This window comes from Advenella sp., assembly GCF_052108595.1.
GTDB lineage: Bacteria > Pseudomonadota > Gammaproteobacteria > Burkholderiales > Burkholderiaceae_B > Advenella.
The window spans coordinates 1-20,408 of sequence record NZ_JBQEAU010000038.1; the positions used below are offsets into that span (position 1 = coordinate 1).

General features: G+C 48.7%; 16 protein-coding genes. 6 read left to right on the top strand and 10 right to left on the bottom strand.

The features are described 5' to 3' along the window. Nucleotides 1-54: 54 nt before the first annotated feature. On the bottom strand, nucleotides 55-1,077 hold the full coding sequence (locus ACTIKR_RS08830; RefSeq protein ID WP_442327642.1) for a D-2-hydroxyacid dehydrogenase: 1,023 nt from the start codon (nucleotides 1,075-1,077) through the stop codon (nucleotides 55-57). Here ACTIKR_RS08830 and ACTIKR_RS08835 point away from each other — a divergent pair. After that, entirely contained in the window at nucleotides 1,010-1,321 is a 312-nt protein-coding gene (locus ACTIKR_RS08835; RefSeq protein ID WP_442327671.1) for a LysR substrate-binding domain-containing protein, read from the top strand. The genes ACTIKR_RS08830 and ACTIKR_RS08835 overlap by 68 nt on opposite strands. 259 nt (nucleotides 1,322-1,580) lie before the next feature. Here the strand turns inward: ACTIKR_RS08835 and ACTIKR_RS08840 are convergent, their stop codons facing one another. From ACTIKR_RS08840 to ACTIKR_RS08860, 5 genes are all read right to left on the bottom strand, one after another. Beyond that, nucleotides 1,581-2,291 (bottom strand): molybdate ABC transporter substrate-binding protein, encoded by a 711-nt coding sequence (locus ACTIKR_RS08840; protein WP_442327643.1) that lies wholly within the window; start codon nucleotides 2,289-2,291, stop codon nucleotides 1,581-1,583. Nucleotides 2,292-2,444: 153 nt separating this feature from the next. Further along, the gene (locus tag ACTIKR_RS08845) at nucleotides 2,445-3,449 is read right to left on the bottom strand and encodes a Bug family tripartite tricarboxylate transporter substrate binding protein (RefSeq protein WP_442327644.1); all 1,005 of its coding nucleotides are present in this window, start codon (nucleotides 3,447-3,449) and stop codon (nucleotides 2,445-2,447) included. A 1-nt stretch (nucleotide 3,450) separates the two neighbouring features. Further along, complete coding sequence (locus ACTIKR_RS08850) at nucleotides 3,451-4,959, bottom strand: tripartite tricarboxylate transporter permease (protein WP_442327645.1); 1,509 nt, start codon at nucleotides 4,957-4,959, stop codon at nucleotides 3,451-3,453. Nucleotides 4,960-4,967: 8 nt separating this feature from the next. Next, a complete protein-coding gene (locus ACTIKR_RS08855) occupies nucleotides 4,968-5,444 on the bottom strand; it encodes a tripartite tricarboxylate transporter TctB family protein (RefSeq protein ID WP_442327646.1) in 477 nt (158 codons plus the stop codon). 121 nt (nucleotides 5,445-5,565) lie between these two features. After that, on the bottom strand, nucleotides 5,566-6,327 hold the full coding sequence (locus tag ACTIKR_RS08860) for a VOC family protein (RefSeq protein WP_442327647.1): 762 nt from the start codon (nucleotides 6,325-6,327) through the stop codon (nucleotides 5,566-5,568). Nucleotides 6,328-7,107: 780 nt separating this feature from the next. On the opposite strand from ACTIKR_RS08860, the gene ACTIKR_RS08865 reads away from it, so the two are divergent. After that, nucleotides 7,108-8,307, top strand: a complete 1,200-nt coding sequence (locus ACTIKR_RS08865; RefSeq protein ID WP_442327648.1) for an MFS transporter — start codon at nucleotides 7,108-7,110, stop codon at nucleotides 8,305-8,307. Between the two features lie 126 nt (nucleotides 8,308-8,433). Here ACTIKR_RS08865 and ACTIKR_RS08870 read toward each other — a convergent pair whose 3' ends face one another. After that, nucleotides 8,434-9,384, bottom strand: coding sequence for a LysR family transcriptional regulator (locus ACTIKR_RS08870; protein WP_442327649.1), 951 nt, complete (start codon nucleotides 9,382-9,384; stop codon nucleotides 8,434-8,436). A 340-nt stretch (nucleotides 9,385-9,724) separates the two neighbouring features. Here ACTIKR_RS08870 and ACTIKR_RS08875 point away from each other — a divergent pair, with 340 nt between their 5' ends. After that, nucleotides 9,725-10,978 (top strand): Hsp70 family protein, encoded by a 1,254-nt coding sequence (locus ACTIKR_RS08875; RefSeq protein WP_442327650.1) that lies wholly within the window; start codon nucleotides 9,725-9,727, stop codon nucleotides 10,976-10,978. Between the two features lie 1,207 nt (nucleotides 10,979-12,185). Here ACTIKR_RS08875 and ACTIKR_RS08880 read toward each other — a convergent pair. Next, on the bottom strand, nucleotides 12,186-16,040 hold the full coding sequence (locus tag ACTIKR_RS08880; protein ID WP_442327651.1) for a type III effector HrpK domain-containing protein: 3,855 nt from the start codon (nucleotides 16,038-16,040) through the stop codon (nucleotides 12,186-12,188). A gap of 256 nt (nucleotides 16,041-16,296) precedes the next feature. Here ACTIKR_RS08880 and ACTIKR_RS08885 point away from each other — a divergent pair, with 256 nt between their 5' ends. From ACTIKR_RS08885 to ACTIKR_RS08895, 3 genes are all read left to right on the top strand, one after another. Further along, nucleotides 16,297-17,115 (top strand): lytic transglycosylase domain-containing protein, encoded by an 819-nt coding sequence (locus ACTIKR_RS08885; RefSeq protein ID WP_442327652.1) that lies wholly within the window; start codon nucleotides 16,297-16,299, stop codon nucleotides 17,113-17,115. 64 nt (nucleotides 17,116-17,179) lie between these two features. Beyond that, nucleotides 17,180-17,644 carry a hypothetical protein gene (locus tag ACTIKR_RS08890; RefSeq protein ID WP_442327653.1) on the top strand — a complete coding sequence of 155 codons (465 nt, stop codon included), beginning with the start codon at nucleotides 17,180-17,182 and terminating at the stop codon, nucleotides 17,642-17,644. A gap of 186 nt (nucleotides 17,645-17,830) precedes the next feature. Then, entirely contained in the window at nucleotides 17,831-18,634 is an 804-nt protein-coding gene (locus ACTIKR_RS08895) for a tetratricopeptide repeat protein (protein ID WP_442327654.1), read from the top strand. Here the strand turns inward: ACTIKR_RS08895 and ACTIKR_RS08900 are convergent. Then, entirely contained in the window at nucleotides 18,631-19,005 is a 375-nt protein-coding gene (locus ACTIKR_RS08900) for a hypothetical protein (protein WP_442327655.1), read from the bottom strand. The genes ACTIKR_RS08895 and ACTIKR_RS08900 overlap by 4 nt on opposite strands. Before the next feature lie 22 nt (nucleotides 19,006-19,027). Then, complete coding sequence (locus tag ACTIKR_RS08905; protein ID WP_442327656.1) at nucleotides 19,028-20,365, bottom strand: type II and III secretion system protein family protein; 1,338 nt, start codon at nucleotides 20,363-20,365, stop codon at nucleotides 19,028-19,030. Between the last annotated feature and the right edge of the window lie 43 nt (nucleotides 20,366-20,408).

The following is a 20,408-nucleotide window of genomic DNA, read 5'->3' on the forward strand; positions in this document are numbered from 1 at the left end:
TGTGAACCAAATCTAATCTGACAGACACTGCATGACAAGTAGATAACTGTCAGATCAGGTTTGAGCTAGTACACAAACGTTTGACAGCCATGCACCATACAGCTCAAGAAAGGACTGAATTACACGTTTTTCATGGCCATGCGAAGCCGCACTATTATGGGGCGTGATCCAGACGTTCGGCAGCTCCCATAATGGCGAAGTTGCAGGTAGAGGTTCCTCCAAAAAGGTATCAAGATACGCGCCTCTCAGCTTGCCGGTCTTCAGAGCAGTCACAAGCGCCAGTTCGTCGACCAACTCACCGCGCGCGACATTCGCCAAAAAGGCATCAGGCCGGAGCAAGCCAAGCCGTTTTTTGTTGATAATGTGCACTGTTGAGGCAGTCAGAGGGATCGCCAATACGAGCCAGTCACAAGATGGCAACATTTCATCGAGTTTCTCAAAAATGATGACGTTGTCAAATGGTTCAAGCGGCTCTGGTCTGCGTCTAACGCCGGTGACATGGAACCCGATGCTTTTAAGCATGTATGCAATTTGTGAACCGATGGCCCCTACGCCCATGACGAGAACTCGTTGGTCGCTGATATCGCGAGGACGGTCAACCCCCGTCCGAGGGGCCCATTGTCGTTGGTTCTGCGCCGACAGCCAATGGCCAAACCCTCTGGAAAGCGCTAATATTGCTGCTACGACAGTCTGCGCTATGGGGACCGCTGTAGCACCTTTGGCGCTAGTAACACGTATATCGCGCTTTAGTGAGAAAACGTATTGAGGTAAGTCCAGCCCAGATGAACAGACATGGAGCCATCGAAGATGTGGAGCGTTATCAACAATCGAAAAAAATTCGTCAGACAATGCGCCAGGCTTTCGAAGTGAACTGCCTTCGTAAACATCGCGCGAAAAAAATGCGATATCAATATCCTCTTTTTTCTGAAAAGCACCCGTCAGGCTGTGACATACTGCACGAATGCCTACCCTCCTTTGCATGCCAAAGACATCGCCATTACACGAAATGATGCTTGGCTGGTGGGAAAAAGAAGGCGTCGGGGAACTCACTTCCAACACCTGCAACAGCCTCGCCATGCTCGCGCGCCTGGTGTCTGGCGGGGTAGGAATTGGGGTTTTACCAACCTGCATACTCAGAGAGGTGATTCAAAAGGGTTCGGTCGTAAACTATAGACAGAAAACGCTATTCGCCCCGCTTCATATCTGTGCCGCGTATCCCAAGGCAACCCGTTCAGAAGGCATTGCCGCGCTCGTAGACATCGCCAGAAGCGTAATGCTCGAATCGCGGTGTTTTATGCCTTTGGATTATGAAAAAGCCTGATAAGTTATAAGTTCTTAGCCTATGTGGCGATTACCCGAACTATATACTTTGAACACCGGAAATATTTCTGCATCCAAGAAATGTCTTATTTGTCGACGCAGAATCTAGTCTGCTTTTGCGCAAGGATACCCCATGTTTTTCGGAAAAAATTCGGCCGGCCGCTTAGAACAAAACTAGGATCGATTTACTGCGCTTGCCTCGATACTGTTCATTCTTATCCATAAAAATCTAACAAACTCTTATTCGTGGCAGCCAAGGCTCAGACTAGATTTTCCTTAAACGGGTCAAATCCTGCTTTTTTCAGGAAATCTTTATCTTGGGTCAATTTATTTACGAATATTCTGGAATACTGGTTATCAGTAGCTTTGTTGGAAATTGCAACTGAATAGATAATTTTTTCTTGGAGCCTTTCAGGTAGAGAGTGAAGCAATACCAAATTTCGATTAGCGACAATTTCTGAAACCTGGACAATTCCAATCGTTTTTTGATCAGTTCGTATTGTCAACTCTTCTATTGTTTTGGCTCCGTTTTCGAAAAACTCAAGTTTGTTTTTTACTTCCTCGAACAACTCAAGTTTACTCAAGGCCTGTAACAACACACGGCCCGCTGAGGCAACAGACGGATCCGGACATACCAGTCTGTCCGCGTCAAGCAAAATGCTTCGTACGTCCAAAGTCTCATAGTTATTTTTGTAGTCACTCTCGTGGTGGACGGCTACGCCTGTACTAACGGATCCGATATCTACCTTAGAGTCGGGATCTAAATATCCATTCCTTACCAATTGGTCTATCATTATATTTGTCAAAATAATGACATCGAATGCGTTACCCGCTTCAACGTCCTTTAATAGCGCTCCAACTGCGCCGAACTTCGTATTCACAAACGTTAGTTTATCGGTTATTGTTTGTTCTGCTACAGCAGTTACGATCGCCTTCGCAGCGCCTGCTGAGATAATATTCAGCGTTGTCATTTAATTTTTCTCATGAACATGAATTCCTCTGTCAGAAGCACAGGGCAAAAAGAGGGCCACATGCCTCATTGCTGAGCACGAAAAATAACGAGGTTAAATAGAGGCCATTAATAATGGCCTCCAATTCTCAGGATGGATGAATAATAGGAGGCGCTATCGAACTACCGGTACACCTGCAATTTTATATTGCTCACGCAGACTTTTTTCCACGGAAACAATAGACCGAGCTAGACCTGCGTCGTCAGTAAAACTATCCTCTAATTGACTATCATGCAGACTCTCTTTCCAACTATCGGTAGCTTTAAGTTGCTTGAATTTATCAACCCAATAGCGCACCGCTTCGTCAGGCATCTGCGGAGGGGCCATGATCGCACGGATCTGTGGCGCAGGCGATGCTTGATATCCAGCCTCAGCTAAAGTGGGGACGTTCTCGTAGCCAGCGCCAGATAGGGGCATATCAGTCACTCTCGCCAACAAACGAATGGTGCCAGCGCGCACCTGTTCTCCCGCCTCTTGCGGTTCAATAACCATCATATCAACATGCCCGCCTAATAATGCTGCCAAACGCTCCCCACCACCTTGAAACGAAACGTATTTCCACTGTGCACCACTTTCGTGCTGGAGCAACTGCCGGACTAGGTTATCCCGCGAAGTAACCGACCCGCCCGATTGTTTGAGCGTTCCCGGCGCTGCTTTTGCAGCTTCTATGAAATCCTTTAATGTTTTATAGGGTGAGTCCGCACGCACGGCAATCACAGCAGGATCACGTACGAGTTCGGCTATCGGCTTTAAATCATGCAACGTTATCGAAGCTTCCTTCGAAGTCAGGGAGTTTGCAATCCATACGGTATTGACCATAACCAATGTGTACGGATCGTTCTTCTTAGACAGCGTATACGCCGCTGCGACAGCTCCATTGCCGCCGGTACGATTTACTACTTGAATACGTGTTGGAATGAGGTCATCTTTCTGCATGATAGTTGCAATCGTACGGCTTAATAAGTCACTACCCCCTCCCGGCCCGGTATGAACAACCAGATCGACCGGTCTGGTTGGCTCCCAGGCATACGAATTAGAAAATGGTAGCGTCGTGACTAGCAAAATACCCACCGCGAAAAGGGCACGAAAATCCCATCTAGTATTTTTTTTAACAATCATTTCAAGTCTCCTGTTCTATTACCTGCATGCGTGCAGAATTGAATTTCTTAAATATGGGAACGATCAATAACAGACCTGTCACTGCAAACAGTCCCAGTGGAACCGGGTGCAAGAATACTCCCATGCCATCGCTGGACATCATCAACGCCTGGCGTAAGGCTTTCTCCATCATATCTCCAAGCACAAGCCCCAAAATTAGCGGCGCAGCAGGAAATGACAGTTTGCGCATGATATATCCCAGCAACCCAAAGAGGGCAAGCAAACCGACATCAAACATGCTATTTGCGTTGCTATAGGCACCGACCATGGATACGCCGATAATGAGCGGATACATGATATATAACGGCATACGTAACAATTGCGCCAGAAGACCAGCCAGGGGTAGATTCAATAAAAGTAGCATTACATTGCCAATGTACATACTTGCTACCAGCCCCCAGAACAGCGTTGGACTCTCTGAGATAAAAAGTGGTCCTGGCTTGAACCCCCATAACACCAGTGCAGCAAGCAACATAGCTGTAGTGCCGCTTCCAGGAATGCCAAGAGTAAGCAAAGGTACTAATGCGCCACCAGTTTCGGCATTATTTGCACCTTCTGGTGCTGCCACTCCTTCAATAACGCCAGTGCCAAACTCCTCCGGACGTTTTGAGACGGCTTTCTCCAATCCATAACTTAGAAAAGATGCTATAGTCGAGCCGGCCCCGGGAAGAATACCCACGAAAAAACCCACGACTGATCCGTTGACTAAGGCAAAACGTGACCGACGAAAATCCTCTCGGGTAGGAATCAGCTCCCGTATTTTCTTTGGAGGCTTCAGAAATTCAGGCGTCTCGTTGGCTTCTAGGTTGCCAAGCACTTCTCCAAGCGCAAAGATCCCGACAGCCACCACAACGAAATCTACGCCACCAAGTAATTCAATGCTGCCAAAGGTAAATCTGGATGTAGCTGAAAATAAGTCCGTCCCTATTGTTGCTAACCATAGCCCCGCCAACATTGAGAGGCCGGCTTTCAACAAAGAATCGCCTGCGAGAAGGACCACCATCGCCAGCCCAAGCGCCATCAACGCAAAATATTCCGGGGCACTGAAAGTCAAGGTCAGTTTGGCCAAGGGTGGCGCCAGCAACATAAGCGCAACAACGCCAAAAGTACCTGCAACAAAAGATGAAATGGCGGCCATCCCAAGAGCTGCCCCCGCCCTTCCCTTGCGGGCCATCTGGTAACCGTCAAGACAGGTGACCACAGATGCAGATTCGCCAGGAACATTAAGAAGAATTGACGTAGTCGAACCACCATACTTCGCACCGTAATAGATACCTGCCAGCATAATCATGGCACCAGTCGGCTCTAGATTAAACGTCAACGGCAGCAGCATGGCAATTGTTGCAGGCGGACCAAGTCCAGGTAAGACTCCAATCACCGTCCCAAGCAAGACACCAACAAAACACATAAATAAACTCGAAGGATCCAGAGCGACTTCGAAGCCATGTAATAAGCCATATAGAATTTCCATCTTTCAGCTCAATTAAAGTAGTTAACAAAAAGCTCACCCTTTGGCAAATCCAGATCTAGCCCAACGGAGAACAGAAGAAAGAAAACCACTGCCCCAGCAATGGACGCGATTGTGGCCGTCATTTTATTTTTCTCGAACAGGACCGTTGCAAGAAGCCAAATCAATATCGCAAATGCCATATAGAATCCGATATACTCAGTGGCAAGTATTGCCCCAACTAGAGCCGTCCAGCAAATTCCAACACGTTTTAAATCTTGCCAGTTGGCGTTGGAGGGCGTTGATCTCTTCATTTTCAAGACCGTGCCTATCATCAAAATAAGCGATAGAATAAGCATCAGGCCACCGTACCAAATTGGAAAAAAACCAGGTCCCGGCCCTTCATCGGTCATATACTCCCATTGTGTCGCCTGATAAACGATGTACGCTCCCAATGAAGCCAAAGTCAATCCTGACCAGAAATCTCCTCGACGCAATAGATTATTCATATGTCACCTCCGTCTCTTGTAGTATGTGCTTCTCCCACCGCACTGCTCAACAGCCAGGAGCAGTGCAGTCCGCAGAAGCTGGCTTTTCTTAAGCCAAACAGCAGATATTCAATATTGACAATTAATCGAAACGATAGCGATTTAAAGGCACAAGCTCAGCTACCGTCCCACCTGGCGCGATAAACTTTACGGGTATGATTCCCGGGTCGCTAACGACTTTAGCTCCGTATCTATCGATCTGATCGCGCGCCTTATCGAGATCGGCAACTTCGACCGCAAAATGGTGTATACACGGCCCGTCCCCTGCTGCTTTTGACTCGGCACTTTGTGTATCGGAGTCATACTTCAGAAGAGTGAAGTCAATAAAGCCGTCAGTCATATGGCGCGAGATATGATCCCGTGTGCGTTTTGTTTCGGTATCCTTAAATCCAAAAACTTTCTTATAAAAATCGCCGGTTTTTTCCACATCGCTAACCTTCAACGCAAGGTGAACAATTCTGTCAATCTTTTCACCATCCGCGCTCAACTTATAACGACCTAAGGGGACAAGCTCGGCAACGGTACCACCCGGCGCTTTGAATTTCACCGGAATGATCCCAGGATCGCTAACGATCTCACATCCGTGACTCAGGATTTCCTGAGTTGCGACATCAATATCTTCAACTTCGACTGCGAAATGATGAATGCACGGGCCGTCTCCAGAGGCTTTAGATTCTGCGGATGTGGTTCCCGCATCATATTGCAACAAGGTAAAGTCAATAGCACCATCCGTCATATGGCGCGACGTATGATCGCGGGTTTTCTTTGTTACCACATCTTGAAACCCAAACACTTCCTGATAAAACTGGCCAGTCTTTTCAATCTCGTTAACCTTGAGTGCCAAGTGTATTATCCTGCTCATTTAAAACTCCTCTCATATTAGAAATATTTCGGACGGATCCGAAATGAAGCGCTAGTTAACTAACCACCCGCCGCATATTGATTTTTTGATCGGGCTCATTTCAGATAATGGCAGAAATAGTATTCTCTGTAAAATGCATTTTTACTTCAAACTCATGCATTACACACATAAATACAGCTGACGAGAGGCAAGGCCGGTCAACCGCGTGACTTTATCGGAGTTCGATTGTTGTCCACTCATCGATTGAACTCTGCGCAAGACGAATGACAGCAGGCTAGGGACACAGAGATTAACGGGCCCGTATGGTCAAATACGCCACACCCGTTTTTGTAAGTGTCAATGAATATTGTTGATTTCCCCACTACTGCGACGATGAACACGCCAAACTAATAGAAAGAACTTATCGGGCGGCGCATAGAGCGATTCTCCCGCTGCAAATCGGCGAGGGAGATAATTGACTGACGCGCACGAAAACGATCATTATTAACGACTGCCTCACCTTGATCATGAGTCAATTATTTTCATTTATGTGTCGTTTGCATCAAAACATCCAGATTTTGCAATTTACATTCTAATCAGTCTACCTAATCATGTCAGAGGAATAATGCCAAAGTCACCGGCTCTTCTTACGGCAAAGATCAGACAGGAAATCATTATTGGCCAGCTCTAAATTTGTACGCAGTCCATAAGCTGCCGGAAAAGCACGTGAACGTCAGCTAAGAATTGCCACGACTCATGTAACAGGATCAGGAATTAACGCGGATGAATGACAGCAGTTTTAGTTTAAAAAGCATCGCCATTTCAGCATTCGGACCATCAATGCTGTTTGGGTTTTCGAATGGCGCCGTTCTACCAGTCATTGCCCTCTCGGCTCGGGAAACAGGAGCGTCACCTGCAGTAGCGGGCCTGATCATTGCCTTGATAGGCTTCGGATCACTTGGCGCCAACATTCCGGCAGCATTGATAACGTCGAAAATCGGAGAACGCTGGGCGCTTCTCGGCGCCTCTGTCAATACCATATTTGCGATGCTACTGTGCATTTTTGCTAATAATACTGTCTTCATTGCGATCGCGGCGCTGATGATAGGCATTTCCACGTCTGTGTTTATGCTGGCCCGACAAACGTACCTGATCGACGCCGTGCCCATATATATGCGCGCACGGGCCCTGTCTACGCTTGGCGGCGTAAACCGTATCGGTATGTTCGCAGGACCGTTTGCAGGTGCTGCACTTATGCATTTTATAGGGCTTCCGGGAGCCTATGTGGTTGGTATTGCAGCAATAGTGGCAGCAGGTCTACTCGCCTACACGATGCCCGAACTCAAAGCAAAACAACAAGCCCGTGCCGTCCCTGCAGATAAGCCACGCATGACCTACGTAGCCCGAAAATATGCCGGTGTATTTATGACACTTGGAACGGGTGTGCTTCTGATAAGCGCCATGCGGGCATCACGTCAAATTGTCATCCCTCTATGGGCTGACTATATTGGATTGAGCGCCGCGTCCACTTCTATCATTTTCGGAATATCCTCGGCAGTGGACATGTTGGTATTTTATCCGGCTGGAAAAATTATGGATCAGTGGGGACGCATCTGGGTTGCGCTCCCTTGCACATTAATTATGGGGCTATCGCTTCTCGCTATGCCCTTTGCCACCTCAACGGCAACATTCATAGGTGTGGCAATGCTACTGGGGCTCGGAAATGGATTTGGTTCGGGCATTAACATGACATTAGGTGCCGATTCTTCTCCCGAAATCGGCCGGACCGAGTTTTTGGGCATATGGCGTCTGATTACAGACGTTGGAACCAGCGCCGGGCCTTTTCTCTTGTCCGGCATGACCGCTCTAGTTTCGCTTGGGGCTGGCATCACTGCCACCGGAATGTTCGGAATTCTATCAGCCGCAATTTTCTGGCGATACTTGCCACATACCCGTAGCGGCATGAAAAGTCATAAAGACTAGGCGCTGCTTTTCTAACACTTTTCCAGTCATATTGGTTCAGCTTATTGGTGCGCAGACCTTCATGGTGAAATACAGATCGTCATCTGCAGGTATTAACGATCGGGTGAATTGTCCGTGCAGCTATATTTATTCTTTGGCGCTGGAACGAAAGTCTTTAACATAATCGTACAACTGTTTTGCAGCTGGAGGTAGCGTTCTGTCTACGCGTCGAATTAAGCCCACGGTGCGGGAAATCGATGGCTCCACCAATGGTATGCTGACCAATGTCGGATGATCACCCACCGGCATTGCCAAGCTGGGAACTGCAGCAATCCCGACTCCCGCCTCAACGAGGTTTACCAATGTCGAAACGTGCTGCGCTTCACAAAACCATCTGGGTCTGTTTGTAGTTTGACTAAGAGCCATATCCATCAGGAGGCGATTTCCGCTAGCTCTTGTTACCGATATATAGTCAAATTCGGTCAAATCTGACCATTTGACCTTACGCTTGCTGCTAAGAGGGTGGCCTTTTTTACATGCAAGGACGAATTTCTCATTCAGAACAGGCTCAAATTCAAGTTGCGGATCCTGAGTCCCTATATAATTCAATCCGAAATCAGCTTCGCTTCGAATAACCGTAGCCAAGACATCATTAGCACCCTGGTCGATGACTTTTATCACGATTCGGGGAAAATTAGTATGGTAGCGGTTGAGTATATTGGGAAGAAAATATCTGATTGCCGAAGGTATACACGCAATGATTACTTCGCCACTAACATGTCCGGCCACATCCCTTATGCCCAGCAGAGAGCCTTCCAGGCTATTGAGCACATCCGTCGCCTTCTGAAAGAACTCCCTGCCCACGGCCGTCAACACCACCTTGCGTGTTGTTCTATGCAGAAGACGCACTCCCAGAGCCGTTTCAAGTTTCTCAATTCGCCTGGACAGAGCCGGTTGAGATATGTGCAATTCTTCAGCTGCCAGACCAAAGCTGCCGAGCTTCGCTACAGCAACAAATGCTCGCAGGTCTTTCAAATCAAAGTTCATAGCATTCACAGTATTGAAGTATTCATCCCCATAAACAACACCAAAGGTCATTCATGTTTTGCGCCGTTCATAACAGGTGCCCAGTTGCCTCATTTTATTAGTGTTACTTTAATTGCATTAATAAATTTTTATTATTAATATCACAAAATTATGCATTTTACAATCTACGGAGCTCTATGCAATAATGTTGAGTCAGCATTTCATCACAGAAGGGATCCGTTTAAATTTAGTGAATATTTTCTTTGCAATTTGATTATTATTGATTACAACAAGGAAAAATCATCAAGCAAATAGGCCCGATTCCAATGCTTAATCAAATCATTAGTCGTTCTGCAAAAACCATTCAGTTTTTCTCCCGTATTGTCAACCCCGTTAAGATTATTGTATTGAGATGAATTCAAGTTATTGTGGCATAGATTTTGGCACCTCCAACTCAGCCTTCGCGTGGATTGCCGAAAACAAGGCAACGTTAGCAAGACTGGAAGGTGGTAACACCACGTTACCCTCGGCAATTTTCTTTCACACCGAAAAAACGGGTTCCAGTTTCGGTCGTGCTGCCATATCTGATTATTTGAATGGCTATGAAGGTCGTTTGATGAAATCTCTGAAAAGCATTTTGGGTACGTCCTTGATGGAATCGAGTACCGAATTATTAGGTAGTGCACTCAGTTTTAGAGATATCTTGACGCAATATTTAACGGAAATAAAACTTAGGGCAGAGGAGTCGACTAAGCAAGAGTTCAAAAATGCAGTATTCGGCCGGCCTGTACATTTTGTTGACAACGATGATTTAGCGGATAAGAAAGCGGAAAGCGTACTGAGCAAGGTGGCGCAGGCTGCTGGTTTTGAAAATATTGAATTTCAGTACGAACCGCTAGCGGCTGCTTTTGAACTTGAGACAAGAATCGCTACAGAATCATTGGTATTGGTGGCTGACCTTGGCGCCGGGACGTCTGATTTTTCATTGATTCGCCTGGGTCCGAATAACATGCAGAAACTTGACCGCAAAGGCGACATCCTCGCAAACGCTGGTATTCATATTGGAGGGACCGACTACGACAAGGTTTTGAGTATGAAGAAGATAATGCCGGAACTGGGTCTAGGATCAATGTTGATAGGACAAAAAACAATACCTAGCACACAATTTATCAATCTATCGACGTGGCACAGAATACCGCTGGCTTATTCGCGGAAATCTATGGCCCATCTGGCGCAAGTTTATAGCGGTTCATTGGAAAAAAATAAACTCAACAAACTAATGAATTTGGTAAGAAAAAGAGAAGGGCATTTAGTAGCGCTGGAGGTTGAAGCTGCAAAGATCAATTTAACCAGCAACAGCTCAGTAATTGTGCCCTTGGAGAATGCCTCTGTCGGTCTAGATATTCCCATTTCTCGGGTCGATTTCGATGATGCGGCACAAGAGCTCAATCGAAAGCTGTCCGAAACAATCAAGTCGTTGCTTGCGTCCGCCAATTTGTCGCCGCAAAGGATAGATGCTGTACTTTTTACAGGAGGAACGTCCAGCATTCCCTCTGTGAAAAATCGCATATCCGCGCTGTTTCCTGCGTCAAAAACATATGAAGGTGATTTATTCGGTGCGGTCGCCTTAGGTTTAGCGATAGACGGCAAAAGAAAGTTTAGATAAATCCTGTATTTTTATGCAGGTGTCTTATGAGAGAGAATACGCTTATATAGCGTCTTAAAACTTGAACGATGCGATCGTTCAAGCTTTTTTGGGAGAGAACGATGAAAAAACGCCTACCCAAGTCATCTGTGCCCTAATTTTAATGCTTCTGTAATCATGGTTGCTGCAGATGAGCCGAGCACGGCGATTTCGATAGCCAAGCAAGGTATATTCTTCGTTGGCGGTGAATACATACAGAAGGGAAGTAGCGACATTCGAGTTAACCAAATGTATGTGCAGTATCAGCTACCTGCCAAGCAGCTTCACGATACACCGCTGGTCCTTGTCCACGGTGGAGATCAAACCGATGCTGGCTATATAACGACCCCGGACGGACGCGAAGCCTAGGCAACGTATTTCCTGAGCAAAGGTTACCCCTTTATGCTGCAGATCAGACTTCACGTTGACGCTCAGGCTTTTTTCAATACTATGGCGAGACCCGCAAGCAGAATATCGCAGCGACCATGAACCGCTTCACACATTTCAGCAACAGCACTGCCTACACACAGGCAAGTCTGCATCGTCAATGGCCGGGGCAAGGCAAACCAGGAGATGAGACGTTCGATCAATTCTTCGCTTCTCAAATGGAGGACATGAGCAAATATCATATCTCGTTGGCCCAAAAGATCTACCCGAAGACGTCACCACTCAATTAAGGATGCTATTTGGTAAAGCGTTGCAAAGTGACGACTACAAGGAGTTCGCAAAAAAATATGGCAGCCGTGGCGGATAAAATCTTCTTTCATGGCAAAACCAAGGTCACGCGGTGCCCCTATACGGACAATCACGGTGTCAATGTGACCGTCGTTTAGTAGTTTGGTACGAATGCGTTTACTCGCTGCGAGAGTGCGTACATGCTTTGCAAAGTTTCATTGAGCAAGATTCGAATCTCTACACGCGAAAGCTCGTCAACTTCGATTCTCATTGCCACGATTAAAACTCCAGTTTTGATAAAAAATATAGACTAGCTTGTGTTCTTGCCTATATTTACTTTTTTATGCAGAATCCGAATGTTTTAACTATTTCGAGATTTGACAAGAAAAAACGAGGACAGAAATCCGTCCTCGTTCAATAAAATATATTCTCACTAATTGTGGAATATTCTCACTTAATGTGGAAATCAACATCTACTGTCGTAGTCTCACAACCTGCGAGAAACTAGACTTGATCAGGACCCGATCGTCGGCCCATCATCATAGCCAGGCCACTCTTCGTCGGGAATGTCCTTGAAGGTACCGTCCGGGACGCCATCGATTTCATACTTTTTCAGATAACTGCCTAGCGTATGCCCGAAATCGTCTGACCGCTTCTGGTGCTTGCCTTCCTCGATGAGCCCCGGAAGAAGAGACACAATCACCCCAATGCCCGCCGCTGCCCAGCCCAGCGCACCGGCCATGACAGGAATGATATTCGGGATCTTGCTAATCAGGTTTGGCAAAAGGGCACTGCCCAGCCCCCATGCGCCCTCAACCATGGAAGCCAGTCCGGCCATGGCGCCAATAGACCCCGATGTAATACTCAGACCGCCAGCCACTGTATCGCCGCTTCTGATTGACTTGACACCATCGAAAATGCCATAAGCGCCCAGAACTACTCCGGCTACGCCGCCAAGTCCTTTAGCGCCTTCTTCAAAGTTCTTGGCAAGGCTCTTGAAACCTTTCATATCATTAACGTTGGCCTTGATCTTGTCTTCCAGTTCCTGGAACAGGATATTTCCGCTTTTGACTGCATCTTCACCGTTTTTGATCGCCTTGTTCAAATACTGCTGGTAGCCTTTCATGCCGCCTTCGGTCAGAACGGTTGCCGTTTGGATAGCTCCGCCGGTAATGTTGACCATCGCCTTCTCTGTCATATTGCCATTGGCGCCGACGCCCCTGGCGATGGTGATACCGGCCATGACAAGGCCGCTGACGCCATGCAGCACGCCCCGGTCATAGGCGCCCTTGGCACCGCCGTTCGGGTCAAGATCCTCCAGTTTGCCGGTCTTGTCGAGCGTCTTCGTACCCTGGCGATAAAAATCCCACGTGCCCCTGAAACCCGTCAGAATCTGATCGGGAGTGGCCACGGTCCCATTTTCGTTCAAGAAGAGCTCAGGGTTCTCCTTGCTGATTTCCTCTATATATTTCTTTACCTTTTCCTCATCAAGTTCCTCTCCACCATCAACGCCGAACACGTCCATGACATCATCAAAGGATGCATCTTTAAAAACATTTTCCTGCGTTATTTTAGAGAAGTTCTCATTCAATTTATCATCGAATTTTTCAGTGAACTTGGGATCAAGCGCTGAGTTATAAAGCGCGACCTCCAAATTGAAGACGCTTGCTGCCTTATCATAGGAATTGTCTTTGAGCAGCTCAGTCAGTCGGTCACCCGTAACAAGCGATTTCTCATAGAAATCATTGAATTCGGCCTCATGGCCGGAGTTCTTGACCGCCTCCTGGATGTCCGCGGGTTTTTCTATACCCAAGGCGCTCTGGTAGAATTGCGCGGTTCCGACAAAAGAGGCAAGAACGGCCTGCTGGTCAGTCTTGCCATCCGCCATATTGGTATCCCACGACGTATTGAGTGCATCTCCACTCTTGATTTGCTTGTCGTAGGTGTCCTGAAGCGCGTCCTTCAGTCCCTTATTCTCTCCCAACAGGTTTTTCAGCGATTCGGCGGTTTTCTCGTTCAGGATTTTAGAGACTTCTGGGTCGTCTTGAAGGATCTTGATATGCGCGTTCAGGTCCTCAAATACTTTGTCTTTATCGGGGTGAGTGCCTGATCTATTGGCAATGGAAACTTTGGAGTAGTCGTCCTTCCACATGCCCGCCGATGCGCCGTTGATCATCAGTTGCTGGGCTTGCTGAAGGTCCAGAAGGACGGCTGCTTTTTCTTCGTTCGAATATTTGTCCGGATTCTCGAAAATATCCTTGCCAATCTCGTTCACGTTAATGTTAGAGAAAGCGCCCCGTCCAGCAGAGTCCGAGAGGAAAGACATAAGCGAGGTGGCATCCTTCGGCGCGGAATTGGTGAGCCAATGCGTTATATCTTCCTTTCCGATGTCGCCATCTGTTCTCTGACTCAAGGTATTCTTGGCGTTGTCGATAATATGAAACGCACCGGGCTGAGACCAGAAGTCGAGGGCCTCTTTGGCTTCGTCACTCAGATTACTGGCCGAATCCTTGTATCTCTTGATGGCATCTGCATCAAGATACCCCCCCGAGCCAGCCTTTTCACGGATCAAGTCAAAATTATCTGCGAGGATGGCCGCGTATTTAGCAATCTGCTTCGAACCCTCGTCAGCATCTGGATTAGCCTTCAGATAGTCCTTGTAGCTTTGAATGTCCTCGGCCTTGCCTGAAATAGAAGATACATCATCAAGATTACCCTTCAGAGAGGAGAAGCCGTACTTGCCGAAATCCTGAAGACGGCCCGCCTCCGTATTGGGCTGGGCCTCGCGAGAACTTGTAAAACCGTTGATCTTGCCATCGCCCGCATCACCGCCGGTAATTTCCTTGCCGCTGCTATCGTACTGTTCAACATGACGAAGTACTTGTGCCGCGCGATACGCTGCATCTGCGTCGTTATGATAGTCTCCGACCTGTTCCTTCAACATGTCGCTCACGCCACTGTGATTGCCCAGCTCTCTGAGCAACGGATCGCCATCAATAATATCCCTGGCCGATCGCGTGTCATCTTCAGGTCGCTCCCATTTTATCCCAAGCGCTTCGGCCTTCTTGCGTTGTTCAGCGTTGCTTGCCACATCAGCATAATCGGTGAGCTTTCCTTTCAGAGAAGTGAAGCCGTACTTGCCAAAATCCTGAAGACGACCGGCTTCGGTGTCAGGCTTTGCCTCGTCGCTACTCGTGAAACCATTGATCTGTTGATTGCCGACGTCTCCACCTACCAGTCGCTTTCCGTCCTTATCGAACTTCTCGATATGATTGAGCACCTGCACTGCGCGATATGCAGCGTTGGCATCTTTCTCATAATCGCCGACTCGCTCTTTCAGCATACTCTTGACATCGCTCTGATTCCCGAGGTTTTTGAGCAAAGGACTGCCATCGATTATTTCCTGGGCAGAACGATCATCATTTTCTGGTCGCTCCCATTTAATACCCAGTTGTTCAGCCTGCTCACGTACTTTCTTATCATCGTCCTGCGGCTTCACGTCATTATGTAGCTTGCCCTTGAGGTGGGTAAAGCCGTACTTCCCAAAGTCCTGCAGCCGACCCGCCTCCGTGCCGTGCTTTGCGTCGCCGTTGCTGGTAAATCCATCAATTCGGTCATTTGTTACGTCGCTGCCGGCTAGTCGCTTACCGTTTTCGTCAAATGAAACGACATGTTGGACGACCTGCGCTGCACGGTAGGCAGCGTCAGCGTCCTTTTCATAATCGCCAACGCGCTCTTTCAACTTGTCCTTCACATTGCTCTGGTTACCCAGATTTTTGAGCAATGGGCTATCGTCAATAATGTCTTTCGCCGAACGTTTATCATCCTTGGGCCGTTCCCATCTGATCCCTACATTTTCGGCATCCTTACGAACTTTATCGTCATCGCGTTTTGTCTCAGAACCAGAGAACAGTTCAGAGGGCAGATCCTTCGCTGAATCATCCTTTATCCACGATTTCAGATCGTTCTTGCTTACGTCGCCATCCGTGTTTCCACCATGCTTGGACGTATCAAGCCGGTCGAATGCTTTGTCCTGTGACCAGAACTCCAGTGCATCGGCCAGCTTCGGGTCCAGATCGGTGTGCGAATCTTTATAATTCTTGATTTCGTCCAGGGTAATGTATTTCCCCTCGGTATTAATGTCATCATAATTGTCAAGTATCTTCTGGGCGTATTCGTCTGAACGTTTTTCCTTTTCGGACTCGCTGAGTTTATCCTTGTTATTGTCAACACTCAGATTGAGCACGGTCTTGTTCCACTTATCCACAACATCGCCTGGTGATGACGCTGGATTTTCTATGGAACTACTTTTCGAAAAGGTGACCTTTGACATGTTGATATGCTCCGACATCCGTGTGGTAATTGTCATTTAAACGCATGTCCATTTGAGCGGATTAATATGATAGGGTCATGACAAGAAAAGGCAAACAACCGTTTTTTACGAAGACTTTCTTACGTAACAATATGCTGCCTACAATAAGACCATGCTCATTGAATCAGCGGCTGCGTGCCTGTTCGCGTCTGCAACAAGCTCGCTGCGCTTACCTTGGCCGCCCCTTGTAGCTGAGTCTACGGCATATAACAGATTTTTACTCATTGCTTTTTCCGTATTGATATTAAGGAGCATGAAAATGACGGTGAATCCGCAAATTGCCAGTTGGGAAGGTTTCTACGCGGATCGCACTGAACGCCTTGAAGCATCAACCGATCCGGCGACACGTGCACATTTTGAAGCCGAACTGGAACTGGCTCGCATCACGATGAACGCACTTGGCATTCAGCCACCCGCAGACAACCACGCCAGTCACAATAGCACTGCCGATTCGCAGGCAAACGATGACGATGACTGGGAGAAATTTCCCGTCAACAAATCTCCCGTCTCAGAAAGTTCGGGCGCCCCAGGCAGCGACCAAGACCTGCCCGTCAACACAACGCCAGGAGCCACAGAACTCAGTCTCGGCCTCAATGACGCCCTATTGCCTTACCACGATGACATACTAGCGGCTTCCAAAGCAACCGGCGTTCCGGCAAACCTGCTCGCGGCCGTGATCTGGGATGAATCCAAAGGCATTGCGTCAGCAGGCACCGTCAACGGCGAGAACGGCTTGTCCGACTCCGGGCTGATGCAGGTCAACCCGGCTACCTATGCCGCCTTGAAAGAGCAATACCCCGAATTACTGGGCGCGGACGTGTCGGATGCCAAAAACAATATTATGGCTGGCGCCCTTTATTTGAAAGATAACTATGATCAATTCGGAAGCTGGAATCTCGCGCTACGCGCGTATAACTCCGGACCGTTATCAGTCGATCCTTCCGACCACATGATTTCCACCACCGGATTCGGCACACAGAATTATGTCGAGAAGGTGAATTTCTATTGGGACAGTCTCAACCAGGATGTTCCCATGCCAGACGGCTATCCGGACGGTAATCGTCTGTACTGAGTCAATGAACCATTGGACTATTGAAACAATGGTCTCAAGTATTTAATTTCAAGGAGAAAAAATCGTGACGACCCCTTTACAGCCAGTAGGCAATTCATCCGTTGTTCAGGACCCTTCAGCGCTGGCCTTTGAACAGAAGCTTAATATTTCGAAATCAAGCCAGATTCTGGTTGACTACCTGAAAGACAAGGGCAAGTCGGCAATCAATTCCGATGAGCTCGCCAAATTGGCTAACGACACAACCGGTACCGTACCGGCGGATGTTTCTGCTGCTGCGGCATATATGCAGCGCCATCCTGATGTTTTCACTGCAATCGAAACTAACGATGTGCCGGGCGTCGACGGACTTTCCGGCGTATGGAACTTCGAATGGGCTGCCAACGGCGGCCTGAACGGCACGGCAATAGATTCGATCGCCGCCATGCAGGATACTTTCGATCGCGCAATCCAGTTGTCGTCTAAAGTCACGGAAATCACAACCGAGAGCAAAGCCAGTTTGGACTCTTCCAAGCAACGGCCTCAGAACTAAAGGCATGCTGTCGCTTGTGTTCCAGCATATTGGATCACAAGCGACATATTTATCGGCCGGACGATGACCACAACCGCCGATCGAGCGATGCCGGTTTATTACCCGCTCATCAGCAATTCGTTTGCCATAAACATGTAATACAAGAATGATCTAATGGCCTGTTGATTCTGCTGAAACACTTCCGTCATGTACCTAATCCGGCAATGTCTGCCCATCGCTCTGGCGCTGTCAATACTCGCCGGATGTGCCTCCACGTCTACGTTATCTACACAAGAGACACGTCTGACGAGTCTGACACAAGAGCTTTCCCGACACGGCGATACAGCCTCCGCTGTCACGCTCTATGAACGCGCCGCCACATCCATGCCGGACAATCCGGATATTGTGCTGGCACTTGGAAAGGCCCATCTGCGCAATGGCAACCCCCGCGCGGCAGCTGAAACCTTCAGGCAGGCCTACCGCATGCGCCCGGGCGACCCGGACGCGGTGCTGGGTCTTGGTTATGCCTCTCTGCTTGAAGGCGACGTGGAGCGAGCCTATGCGCTGGTTGCCGACGCCGCACCTAGACTAAACACGTACATGGCCTACAATCTACTTGGTGTCACGGCCACCCTCAATGGCGATTTTTCTGGCGCGCATGCAGCATTCGGATCAGCGCAAACGCTGGCCCCGGACAATCTGGAGATCAAGTCGAACCAGGCGCTGGCTTATGCACTGAACAATGACATGCCAGATGCAATACAACAAATCACTGCCGTCACAGCCTCACCGCTTGCCGAATCCCATCACGTCCGACGACAGGCTTTGATTCTGGTGCTTGCAAGCCAAGATGAGCAAGCCAAAAAATTGCTCCGAGCAATGCCAAAGAGTGAACAGGCCACCTTGCTTGGTCAGGCCAGACGCATTCGCGAAATATCCGATCCAGCAGAGCGGGCAGCTGCCATCGGCATTATTCCGACATTCTCACCCGAAAAAAGAAATAGTACTTAATCGGCTGTCTGCGATTCACGCTTGAGCTGTTCGCGTCTAACCTTTTCTTCATCGCTTCTAACACCAAGATAGCGCTCAACCGCCATCGCAGCGGGCCCCACCAGCGCTGGTCCCATGTCGCGGCCTCGACCAATGTCGTCGCTCTGGATTATCATCTGAGTCAGATTCAGTGCGTTGGCACACCCCGGCGGCAACCGATCCAGGTCTCCCATCGTCACATCCTGGGCCACACAGGCCTGAGGCAAATAGTGTACGCCAGCACCCATCTGCCCCTGGACGGGAAGATAACGGTCTGAGTAGCCCGATTCAGACATGCTGGTGCACCCGTACAGGCAACATAGCAGAAAACCAATCATAAAACTGCGTGTCATTATTTGTATCCCACCCTCTTGACTAATACACATAGAAACCAAAATCCGAGGCATTTTTCATTCCGACCGGACTATCGATAACCAGCCGCGCCGGGTTCTCCCGCGATGAATCCAGGGGTGTCGCACTTGCTTTTCCAGAGACGGGCTGGACCAGATACGGCGTGATCAGGATGACCAGCTCAGTTTCGTTGCGCTGAAATCGCTTGGAGCGGAACAGATTTCCCAAAATAGGAATATCACCCAGCAACGGTAGCTTGTCGATATCAGTCGAGCTGTTTCGTTGAAACAATCCCGCAATGGCAAATGTCTGGCCGCTGGCCATCTCCACCTGTGTATCGGCCCTGCGCACGCTGAACGACGGTACGCTGGTCCCGGCGATCTCGAGCATGCCGGTATTAGACAGCGTACTGACTTCCGGACGTACCTGCAGCGATATCCTGTTGTTCGGCAACAGGGTGGGCATGAACACCAGCGAAACGCCATAGGATTTATACTCGATACCGACCATTTCACTATTGACCGGTACAGGAACCGGAATTTCTCCACCGGCCAGAAAGCTTGCCGAACGTCCCGTCACCGTTGTGATATTTGGCTCAGCCAGAATCTGTAGTACCCCATTGCTTTGCAGTGCATCCAAAAGCATATCGATATTGGCACTGCCCGAGCTAAAGGATCCTGACACCAGATTGGTTGCGCCACGTGTCGGCGCCAACGAGCCGCCTGTCATCAATCCGAAGGCGAACGAGCCGGAATTGAACAGCGCGCTCCAATTGACACCGTAGCTGAGTAGCTCCTGCCGGGACACCTCGGCAAAACGTACGCGCAAATTGATTTGTGGCAGGTCAGCCTGCGTCATCATATTGACGGACTGCACGCCGCTGCCTTCATGACCGGAGAGCAATGCGCTTTGCTCCACGGCAGCGCCAAAATTGTCCACATTTCCTCTGGCCACGACGCGCTTGCCGGCCACCCGCTCCTGAACGTCACCTGTGCCAGCTCCGGTGCCTACATTTACTTGCCTGTCCATGATCACTCTCTCGTTTGCGTCAAGTGCCGTGATACGTGTCGCACCGATAGCTTTTCCGAACACATAAGCGGATCGGCTGCTAATCATCTGTACATCCGCTACGGTTTCGTCAGCAATGACAAGCGTGGTTACGGCCTGCTTAAAATGAAGGATACGACCATCGCTCTTGGCGACCGATATCGCAGACTGCCCCTCTGCCGCCCACGCTGGGGCGGCCAATAGAACCAGGAACAACAGCCCGACGCAAACCCGTCTCAGCCTCAATAGCAAAATGGTCCAACTGGGCAGGTTCCCTGCATACGCGCAGGCAGGTGTCGTTGTTATACAGTGCATGATGAATTGCTCTCGCCTAAGTGACTAATGATTTTTCCTGGCA